An 11,473-nucleotide genomic window follows, 5' to 3' on the forward strand; every position below is an offset into this window, starting at 1 on the left:
TAAATATGTAATTTACTAAAACAGAATTTAGTATCAAAACACAATAAAAACCTACTTAGATTTTAACACTTTTTGCTCAAATATTAACACAAAATAAACATACGTTTATAATTGTACTTTTCACGCTTACAATTTAACAAATGAAGACAGTTCTCTATAAATAATTAGATATTTTTGCATACATTTTTTGGATACCCCTAAACAAAACACTTGTTTTCCAGGATATTAACCATTAATGATAAGATTTTTACTAATGAGAAATCATTTGATATTATATAAAATTTTGTTCGTTTCTGTATTAGTGTTTTGCTCCAATACTACTATAGGTCAAACAAGTATCGCAACAGAGAACTGGTCTAATAACAATTATACTTCTGGTTCAGGATGGACAGGTGACTGGACAGAGAATGATGATGACGCAAATTCTTCCACCGGAGTAATTTCCATAGTCAACAACGAATTGTTAATCACAGGTTCTACTGGTGGGGCTGCAGCCGATGCTGCCAATATCTTTCGACAAGTTGATTTATCTACTTACACATCAGCAACACTTAACTTTGATTATAGAGGATCTGGCTTGATGGAAAATTCTGATTATGTCTATATCGAATATTCAATTAATGGAGGTGTTGATTGGCTTTTCCTTGACACATTCCAAGGAAACATTGCAGATTCAGGAAACATAGTAATGAGTCCAGGGCAAGTAGAAAACACAGGTAGTTACGTAAAAGCACTTCCCATTTCAGGTGGCGCAAACACTTATATAAGATTCAGAGGCCAAATTAGCTATAACGACGAATTTTTTTACATAGATAATATTGAAATAACTGGAGAAGTAACACCGAACAATGACAATGACAACGACGGTATTCCTGATAACATTGATGTTGATGATGATAATGATGGTATTCTTGATACCGAGGAACAGAATTACACCAACAGTGCCATTTTATCTTGCGAAGGTATTGAAGAACTTACATTCACGGGAGCTACTCAAGAGTCTGGAAGCTTTAATAGCACCTTTGATGAAGGAGATGTATTCAGGTTTTCGAACGTGCTAAGTGGTGTTGATGCTCTTGTAACAATTTCCGAACTTAACAACCTTGAATTAAGAGCTCTTGATAATGATTCTGAATACCCAAATTCTATCGTTGCAAACAGTAGACTAACTATATCGGGAGTTGGAACACAAGTTTATGTAGAATATACTTTCAATTTTGTAGCATCAGGTACTAGTACCCCCTATATGTTGAATGATTTCAATGCTAGTTTCAACGATATTGATGGTAACAATAATTACAACGAGCAATCTTGGTCACTAAACCCTTCTATTTATGTTTATAATAGCGATACACAACTTTCATTCTCTAGAGATGGGGATTGGTTTGTTGGTACAGCTGGAGGATCTGAGCGTGGAGGTGTAACCCCAGATTACCCAGAAGTAAACTACACGACGGTGCATCCTAGTAATACAGAATACAAAGTCCGATTCGGATTTATTTCTAAAACCGCAAATTCTGTAGGCCCTACAAATCGTGAAACGATGCTTGACTTTAGCTGTAACTCATCTTATACAGACCCTATTGTTGGCCATATTGACACAGACGGAGACGGTATTCCTAATTACCAAGATTTAGACTCAGACAATGATGGTATTCCTGACAATATTGAAGCTCAATCAACGGTAGGCTATATTGCTCCTAACGGAGTATACGATATAACAGGATTAGACACAGCTTATTCTGGAGGTTTGACACCGGTAAATTCTGACAATGCTAATGATGCTGTCGACTACTTAGACCTTGATTCGGACAATGACGGACTTACCGACACTGAAGAGGCTGGCATTACTTTACTGAATATATTTGGTATGAATGGGCTAGATGGAAGCTATGAACTTTCTGATGATTACTCAAACCCTCAAGGAAACTACGATAATTCACAAACAGACAACTTTCCAGATGCGGATGAAGATGTTCTTGCTGGTGGTGATGTTGATTTTAGGGATAATATATCAAACAACGACAACGATGATGACAACGTAAATGATACGGTCGATTTAGATGATGATAACGACGGTATTACCGATCTAGTAGAGTTTGGATCTTGCGCCGTTTCTAATTCTCAATTACTTTGGACCACATTATACACTAATGGTGCCGCAACAGTTGATTCAGGAGACGACCCTGTTGCTACAGACAACACAAAAATAATTGACAATGTAGGAATTACCGTTACTCGATATACAGGAATCAGTACCGATAATAATTTTAAAGTAAACAATTTCCTAAGTAACAATAGCAGTTATACCATATCTCAAGCAGCGGTTCAAAACGGATCTTCAACACATACCTTCTCTTTTGATGCTCCTATCTACAATCTAAGTTTCTCTCTACATGATATCGATTTAAACACGGATTCTAAAGATAATGTTGAGATTACAATTTTAGACTATAACGGAAATTTATATGAAATGCAAGCTGCTGACTATTTAGTTGGTAGTAGCAATACAAAGGTAGTAACAAGTGGAAATGTGTTCGAAGGAACATCTGCTGCAGCAAGTTTCTCAAATGCAGGTAATATTGATTTTACAAATCTACCTGTTTGGATTTCAAAACTGATTATTACTTTTAGCAACACAGACACCAATGACCCTAACGGAACACATGACATGGCTATCGGTGACTTTTCATTCTGTATTCCTGCAAATACAGATGGAGATACTGTTTTTGATTTTAGGGATTTAGACTCTGACAATGATGGTATTTCTGATAACATTGAAGCTCAAAACACAAGTACTTACATAGCTCCTTCCGGAGATTATAGTTCTTTTGGAATCGACCTAGCCTACGGAAACGGAATTACTCCAATAAATAGTGATGATGATTCTTTTCCAAACTTTTTAGACCTTGATGCTGATAATGATGGTATTCCTGATAATATTGAAGCACAATCTACAGCTGACTACATTGCGCCTTCAGGTAGCTATAGTTTATTTGGGATTGACTTAGCATATAATAGCGGACTTACTCCTACAAACACAGACGGTATTGATGAGGCTGACTACATTGATCTAGACTCAGACAACGACGGTATTTATGATATCGTTGAGTCTGGAGCAGGACTTACTGACGATGGGAATGACGGCGACTTTGACGGTGTCGTTGGAGGAAATGGATTAGCAGACACAATTGATACAGCTGGCTTAGAAGACTCCTACTCTGATGTAAACGGAAAATATGATGATACTTTTACCCAAGTACTAACGGACACCGACGGAGATGTCGAAACAGTTAGTGGAGATCTGGACTATAGAGACATCTCTGCTGGTATTGACACAGATGGAGACGGTATTGTAGATGACATTGATGTAGATGATGATAATGATGGGATTTTAGATTATGCCGAAAAAGAAGCCTGCAATTTAGGTTCATTGAATTATGAATTTTATGATTCTTCCCCCTCTACCGACTCAGTTGATGACATTGCCTTTGCCAACCCACTTGCCACAGGCATCGTGAATGATTTTGACATTGCTGACCTACAGCTTGCAATAACCGAATTTGATACTGACACTTTCTCTATACGCTACACAGGTTTTATAGAAATTACTACAGCAGACACTTATACGTTTTACTTAAATTCAGATGATGGTTCTATCATTTATATTAATGGCCAATATGTTGTAGATCACGATGGCCTTCATGCAGCAAACAATGAACAATCTGGGGATATTACCCTTTCAGCAGGTATATACCCTATAACTGTTTTGTATTTTGAAAAAACCGGAAACGAATCTATGAATGTAGAATATTCTAGTTCATCTATTTCAAAACAAACTGTGCCTTTTAACATTCTATATGCATCTTGTAACTTAGATACAGATTCAGACGGTATACCGAATCATTTGGATATTGACTCGGATAACGATGGTATTCCAGATAACATAGAGGCTCAAAGCACACTATCATACATCTCACCAAGTGGGTTAGGTGCTGGAATTACTGATGTAAACTCAAATGGTCTTGATGACAATTATGAAACCACAGAAGGTGGTTCCTATCTTACATTGGTCAATACAGATGTCGATAACGATATTATTTTTGATTTTTTAGATTCTGATTCAGATAATGATGGCACTTCTGATATTGAAGAAAATGGAGCTTCCAATACTATCAGTGGTACCGATACGGATGGTGATGGACTGGATGATAATTTTGAAGGTGCTGATGTAAATGATGGATTTGATGTTAACGATGAATTGAATTCACCTTCGACAAACCTTCCTGATACAGACTCAGATGTTGCTACTCAAGATGTAGATTACAGAGATTCAATTGAGGATGCTGTAACACCTAGCGTTGAAGGAAACACACTCTGGCTTAGAGCTGATATTGGAGTTTCGTCAACTGGCGACAATGTAGACACCTGGGAAGATCAAACGGAATCAAATGCCGATTTTACTGGTTCTGGATCTACAAGACCCAACAATACTTTAACAGCGAACAATCTAAATTTCAATCCTGTTGTTACATTCAATGCAAACAACAATGATGTTTTAACATATAATGGAAATCTAAATCCTAGAACTATATATCTTGTATACAACGATGTCTCTTCTGAACCTTGGACAACCCCATTCACAAATACCGGTACTGCTTTAGGACATGGAAGTAATGGTACTTATGTTTATGACGATGGAATTAACAACTATACGGCAACTGGTGCTACAGGAGGTGATCAATACACTAACGGATTGAGTGTTACATTAACAGCCCATTTAAGACCTGCAAATTACGAGCTGATATCAAATATCTTTGTAAGCAACTTCTCTAACAATGCCTATGATTATTGGATTGGTAGTGATCGTGGACTTACATCAAGAACCATAAACGGTAGTGTTGCCGAGGTAATGTTGTTTAGTGAGCAACATAGCTTAAGTAAAAAACAACAAGTAGAATCTTACTTGGCAATCAAATATGGATTTACTCTGAATTCCACCAATAATAGCGGAAGTATTATTGAAGGTGATTATGTGCTTTCCGATCTTACAACCAAAATATGGAACTTTACGAATAACAGTGATTTCCATAATGACATCGCTGCTATTGGTAGAGACGATGGTATGGTATTGAATCAAAAACAATCTAAATCCGTTAATGACGATGCTCTAATTACTATTGGTTTATCTGCCATATTCGATACGAACGCTTTAAACAACAATGATTTTAATGCCAACAAAGACTTTTTAGCTTGGGGTAACAACAATGGAAGTTTGGTTACAACAACAACTGAGATTTTGGTATGTGCACCCGAAAAACATTTGAATCGAACTTGGAAGATTGTTGAGAATGGTACTATCGGTACAGTTGAAGTTGCGATTGACAAATCAACCGTTGATAACCTTTTAAATACAGGGTACACTCAAAAAGTACTTAAAGTTGCGGATGATGAGGATTTCCTCATAAACGTACATTATGCACCACTGACTGAAAAAACTTTGAATGGCTCTTTGCAATATGTTGCCGATTATAATTTCAATGGTACTAAATACTTTAGCTATGCTGAAGTTAATGGTATATTTTGGAATGGAGACTCAAATTTATGGTCTGGAGGAAGTACAGGAGATGGCTCAGCAAGCATCAATCTTGCAGACAAAGACAAGGTGATGGTAATTGATTCTGAATCATCGAACAACCATGCTCTTTTAGCACAAGACGCTATCGTGGAATGTGTTTGGATAAAAGATGGATCTGAGCTTACAATTGCTGAGGATAAATACTTAGAATTTGATGAAGATTTTATTTTAGATGGAGATATCAGGATGATTGGTGACGCTCAACTTGTACAAACGCATTTACTGGAAACAAATGTAGAAGGTAATGGAAAAGTATACAGAGATCAACAAGCAACGGTAGATAATGTATATAGATATCATTATTGGTCTTCTCCCGTTGTAGAGATTCAAAAATCGACCTTTAGAGTAGGAAGTGTTATGAAAGACGGAACAACCCCAACTTCAGCCATTTCAACTCCAAAAGACATCAACTTTGTTGATTATACAGAAAGTTATGATGGTGCAACAACGGATCCAATTACCATAGCTAATTACTGGATTTGGACCTATATCAATGGAAGTTCTTCCGCTGAATGGAAACAGAAAAAAGATACAGGTATCATCAATCGTGGTGAAGGTTTTACAATGAAAAGTACAGGAAGAAGTCCACAAAACTTCACATTTGTTGGAAAGCCGAATGACGGAACTATTAAAATCAGTGTTGATGAAGACACAAATAGTTTGGTCGGCAACCCCTATCCTTCTGCTTTAGATGCCGTTCAATTCATTACAGATAATGCTGATATTATCAATGGTGGTACTTTATATTTCTGGGAACATACCGGAGAAGTCAAAAGTGCTGAAGGATCCACAGAGGGTCACAATATAGCTGGATACAAAGGAGGATATTCTACGAGAAATCTAGGTAGTTCTGTAGCAGCTAAAACCCCTACTTCGGGAGTTGATGGTTTGGGCGACTTAAACGATTATAATGCACCAGGTCAATACATTGCGGTTGGACAGGCGTTTTATGTTGGTGCTATGATAGCAGGAGACATAACCTTTGAAAATTCTCAAAGAAAATTCCAATCTATCAACGGAGGAGATTCAGTATTCCATAAAGGGAAAGGTAAAAAATCAAAGAATCAAAATCAACAAACTAATTTTAGCGAGACTGAGATTGGAACCTATTTAAAAATTGGATTCGAATACAACAATGAATCTGGTGTGAATATTCATCGCCAAATAGGTGCTACTTTTGATGATAGACATAGTTTTGAATTGGATTATGGATATGACAGTTATGCCTATGACGTGCAACCTACAGATGCATTTTGGCAATTTGAAGAGAACGGAACAAAATTTTCTATCGCAGGAGTAGAATTTATTCATGATGCATTAGAACTTCCTTTTTCAATTTCTATTGATGAAAAAGAACCCGTAAGGATTTTAGTAGATGATCAGAGAAATTTAGAAAGAGCTGTATATCTGTATGATAAAATTGACAAAGTTTCGTATGAAATTTCGAAGAACTCTGTTGAATTGATGTTAGAACCAGGGGGCTACACCGACAGATTCTCAATCGTCTTTAAGGAACAATCGGAAGAGGAATCACTAAATACAGACATTCCACTTGATATTAATTTTTCTGTCAACTATTCAGATAGCGAGAAGAAAATCAAGTTTATCAATCCAGAAAATATCGACATAAAAGAAATCAAACTAATTTCTGTTTCTGGAATTGTTCAAAAATCTTTTGATTTTGACCTTACTCCATCCTATATTGACGTAAATGATTTAGCTCAAAATATTTATATTATTCAAATAAACACCTCTGAAGGCGTTATAAAACATAAGATAGCTATTTACTAAAACTAATTTTTAAGGAAGGACGGGGACGTTTATTCGTTTTCCACCTCACAACTCATATTAATCCCAAAGATTAGTCACACTTCGAAAAACTTCTATCATATAGAAAAACCGGATGTTTATTACCACATCCGGTTTTCAAAGCTAAACTACCCCTAGTCCTCTTTTTCATGATTTTTCAATCCTTTTCTTTAGCCAAGTACATCAGAAAGATAATTTATTTTCACCTCTATCGTTTGGTTAAAAAACACGTACTGAATTTGAAATTCTATTTTTTATACGAACAGCATTAAAAAGTCATACACAAATATAATTCAAATAAACAACACATAATATACCCTATATGGGGTATATTTAACTATAATTGGCTATATTCATTTTTCATAAATATAACTAGCCCCACATGAAAGAAACGAGTATCGCTAAAATCAAAAAAGTTTGGGAAACCGATAACAAAGTTCTTAAACCTACAAAACAAAAACTTTATCTCGAACTTGTTGATCAAATTGCATCTCTATTTACCATCGGTACTTACTATTATTACATTTTAAATTTTGAAAATATAAAAATGGAATATGTACACCCATCTGTAGATGATGTACTCGGTATCAACCCTCTTGATTTCTCTGTTGAAAAAATACTAGACCTGATGCATTCCGACGATCTGACTCGAATGCATCAAAAGGAACAAAAAGTATTGAACTTTTTCCTGAACAAAATAACCAAAGAGGAAATGCTCAAATACAAGGTTGTATACTTAATGCGATTAAAAAATGCTGAAGGAGATTATAGAACCATCCTTCACCAAGTTAAAACATTGACGGTATCAGAAGATGGCAAAATACAACAGGTAATTGGTATTCATACCGATGTTACGCATTTAAACATCCCTATTGATCATAAAGTCTCTTTTATTAGTCAAACAAGTCCTTCCTACTTCTCAACAGAAACAGACGAAGAATATACGCTTATGCGAGATCGATTTGTGAAATTATTCACGAATAGAGAAAAAGAAATCATTAGAAAAATATCAGAAGGTTATGATTTTAATAATCTGGCTGAACATTTTAATTTATCTCCTCATACTATCAATACCCACAAAAAAAATATTTTAAAAAAATCTCATTGTAAAAATATTACTGAGCTTGTCACCAAATGTATCCGTGAGGGAATTATATAAGTGACACAGAAAAAAATAGAGTTTGTCTCACACCAAACGATTAACAATGGTATACTCACTAGAATGTTTTAATCAAACATTCAGAAATACAATTCTTATAAAACAGAAATCAAGCGAGCTTACACAAACGAAGGATTACATATCCTTGACACACTCCATTTTGAAAATATACCTAGCACAGTTTATCAACTGCTTGGCTTTTCTGTTTTCAAAAAGAACTCAAGCAAGCTTTCTCAAAAGAAGGATTACATATCCTTAACACACTCCATTTTGAAAATACGCCTTGCACAGTTTATCAACTGCTTGGCTTTTCATGTATTAAAAGAGAACAAAACAGACCAAAACATATTAGTAAAAGCACTTCTTTTTTGTTCAAATAGTAAGTTTTGACGTTCGTTAATTATGAAAATTTTTGGAATAATAAATTGATACCATTGTTTTCCAAAACATAATTTTATTAGTGTTTTACAGAAGAAAATCTTTTATCTAAAATACTATTATAAGCTTCTATTAATTCTTCACTTAAAAAAGAATTTTCTAACCAATTCTTAGCTGATGCTTGCTTTTTGTTAAATCGTTTAAAGACACCTAATATCTGTTTTTCCGTTAGCAGTAATGACTCACCTAACTCTATAAAATGTTTTTTTCGAAAACCACTCTTTTTACCTTTTAGTGTTAACGCCATTTCTTCTTTATCTTCTGGATTTACTATGGATACATTTAATAAATCATAAGCCGGTGCTAACTTCCAAACTCCTTGATTTTCAATCATAGAAAAATTCTTTAAATGCATATCGTTATTCCCTGTTAAATAACAGAAGATAACCAATTCAAAAAAGAATAACTTATCCAATTGTGTATTCGCTGCATGGCTATGTAATGCTTTGCCTATTCGCTCCACAGAACTTCTATACTTATCAAAAGCTTCTGTGATTTGAAATAAATCTAACATATGTATTTTATTACCATCCTTTGTTCTATCAATCCTTTTGGTGATGTATGATAGTTCTCCTGATTTTAATCGAATCAAACTAGAGGGCACCACTTGAATTCCAAAAGCTTCAGCAATACGCATGGTTACATGTTCATTCTCTGGCATTTCCGAATAGTCTTTATTAGGCGGTTTAAATATATAATTTCCTCCTAAAGCCCCAACAACTGTCAAACGCGATGAGCCATGACTAAAATCCATTGATAATTTTGGTTGTACTCCTGGAACCGAAATACTTCTTTGTATTGTATCTTCAGCCAAACGTTTCATGTCATTCAAAGAATAATTTAACTCTGGAGGAAGTTCTGTTCCGAAAAACTGAACACTACAAGCCCTATGAAAATCAATTTCGTCTACGCTCAATTTTTTATAACAATACAAACACTTATTCATCTCTATCTTGTTTTAATGGATGTACACTAACCGCTCCAATGCAGTTATTACAACAAGCTAATAAAAGTCCCATCCTATCATTTGAATTAATTTTCCAATTTTTCGTTGCAATATCCAGCAACCAACCTTCTGGAATTAAGCCTTCAAAAAAAGGAAACAATCGCTTTTCCTTATAAATAGTAGCTGTAACAGGAAACGAAAAAGAAATAAACTGCTTTGGATAGTTTTCAATATAATTTTGATTGTATTCAAAAGTATATTCTCCATGATCTGTTTCCGTTAAAATTCCTGCATTTATATCACCGTATAATATCTGAGCTTGTCTCATAGATTAACTTTTTTAAGAGGAGCCAACTCATGTCCGAACATCCCTAAAACCAAATTAACTTTATCCATGTTTAAATTTGTTTTACCCTGTTCTATTTTACGAATTACCGTTAAAGCAACTCCTACCCTATCTGCAAATTCTTCTTGTGTCAATCCCGACTCTTTTCTTTTTTCTTTTACAAAATCTGAAAGCATAATTATATGTTTTTAAATATAATACTATACAAATATAGTTAATTATATGTAAATAGATATAAAAATATACTTAAATGGATAAAATATATGTGAAAACATATAAAAAAGAAGCTTAATTAATATGGAGTTTTATGAAACTTTCTGAAGGTAGTCTTCTATAATCTTTAGTTTGATACCGCTGAATTCTGAGAACTCTTCTGAAGTAATAAACTGATGAGATTCCTTCCCGAAGTACACTTTAATTTTATTCAATAGTTTTCTTCCATAGCGTTCACTTCTGCCGGTGATGCATTGGATGTCTTTTGGGTAAATACAAGCTCTAACTATTTTCATGTTTTCATACTTTATCCATGCCTTTGCTATGGAGTAACTATTCTTTATCGGTATAAATAACGTCTATCGGATTGAATGTCTTTTGCTTTTTGATTTCTTACTTAAAAATACGGTGTTTTGTTGAAACTTAAAAATATTTTATCATGGCTAAACAAACAGGTATTATCAAATTAAAAGGAACTATCGGAGATATTTCTTTTTACAAAAGTGCAGACGGACACTTAGCTCGTGCTAAAGGAGGTATTGAGGCTTCTAGAATAGCAAATGACCCAGCGTTCCAACGAACTCGTGAAAACGGCTCAGAATTTGGAAGAGCGGGTAAAGGTGGAAAGGTTGTTAGAAATGCAATTCGTGTTCTTTTACAAAACGCAAAAGACAAACGTGTTGTAAGTAGATTGACAACGGATCTATTGAAAATCGTAAAAACAGATACGGCCAATGCAAGAGGAGAAAGAACTATCCAAGATGGAGATTTTGGTTTGATACAAAATTTTGACTTCAATAAGAATGCAAAACTAGGATCTACATTATTTGCTTCTCATGACGTTTCTTATGATCGCGTAACAGGAGAAGTTGAAATTAACATTCCTACTTTTTCTCCTGCAATTAGAATTGCTGGGCCTACAGG

At 34.7% G+C, this 11,473-nt stretch carries 6 protein-coding genes and 1 pseudogene; 3 read left to right on the forward strand and 4 right to left on the reverse strand.

The annotated features are described in order from the left end of the window. Positions 1-253 precede the first annotated feature (253 nt). Together P8H68_RS00395 and P8H68_RS00400 are read left to right on the forward strand one after the other, a co-directional pair. On the forward strand, positions 254-7,429 hold the full coding sequence (locus tag P8H68_RS00395) for a PA14 domain-containing protein (protein WP_300320142.1): 7,176 nt from the start codon (positions 254-256) through the stop codon (positions 7,427-7,429). A 400-nt stretch (positions 7,430-7,829) separates the two neighbouring features. Then, positions 7,830-8,606: a LuxR C-terminal-related transcriptional regulator gene (locus P8H68_RS00400; protein WP_300320145.1), complete on the forward strand. Its 777-nt coding sequence runs from the start codon at positions 7,830-7,832 to the stop codon at positions 8,604-8,606. 457 nt (positions 8,607-9,063) lie between these two features. Here the strand turns inward: P8H68_RS00400 and P8H68_RS00405 are convergent, their stop codons facing one another. From P8H68_RS00405 to P8H68_RS00420, 4 genes are all read right to left on the reverse strand, one after another. Then, entirely contained in the window at positions 9,064-9,960 is an 897-nt protein-coding gene (locus P8H68_RS00405) for a HipA domain-containing protein (RefSeq protein ID WP_366144913.1), read from the reverse strand. A 22-nt stretch (positions 9,961-9,982) separates the two neighbouring features. Next, positions 9,983-10,318, reverse strand: coding sequence for a HipA N-terminal domain-containing protein (locus P8H68_RS00410; RefSeq protein ID WP_300320151.1), 336 nt, complete (start codon positions 10,316-10,318; stop codon positions 9,983-9,985). Beyond that, positions 10,315-10,518, reverse strand: coding sequence for a type II toxin-antitoxin system Y4mF family antitoxin (locus P8H68_RS00415; RefSeq protein ID WP_300320156.1), 204 nt, complete (start codon positions 10,516-10,518; stop codon positions 10,315-10,317). Before P8H68_RS00415 ends, P8H68_RS00410 begins: the two co-directional genes overlap by 4 nt. Before the next feature lie 123 nt (positions 10,519-10,641). After that, positions 10,642-10,845, reverse strand: coding sequence for a hypothetical protein (locus tag P8H68_RS00420; RefSeq protein WP_300320153.1), 204 nt, complete (start codon positions 10,843-10,845; stop codon positions 10,642-10,644). 143 nt (positions 10,846-10,988) lie between these two features. On the opposite strand from P8H68_RS00420, the pseudogene P8H68_RS00425 reads away from it, so the two are divergent. After that, positions 10,989-11,473 (forward strand): annotated as a pseudogene (locus tag P8H68_RS00425) (hypothetical protein); the annotation flags it as partial.

Source organism: Flavicella sp., assembly GCF_029238425.1.
GTDB lineage: Bacteria > Bacteroidota > Bacteroidia > Flavobacteriales > Flavobacteriaceae > Flavicella.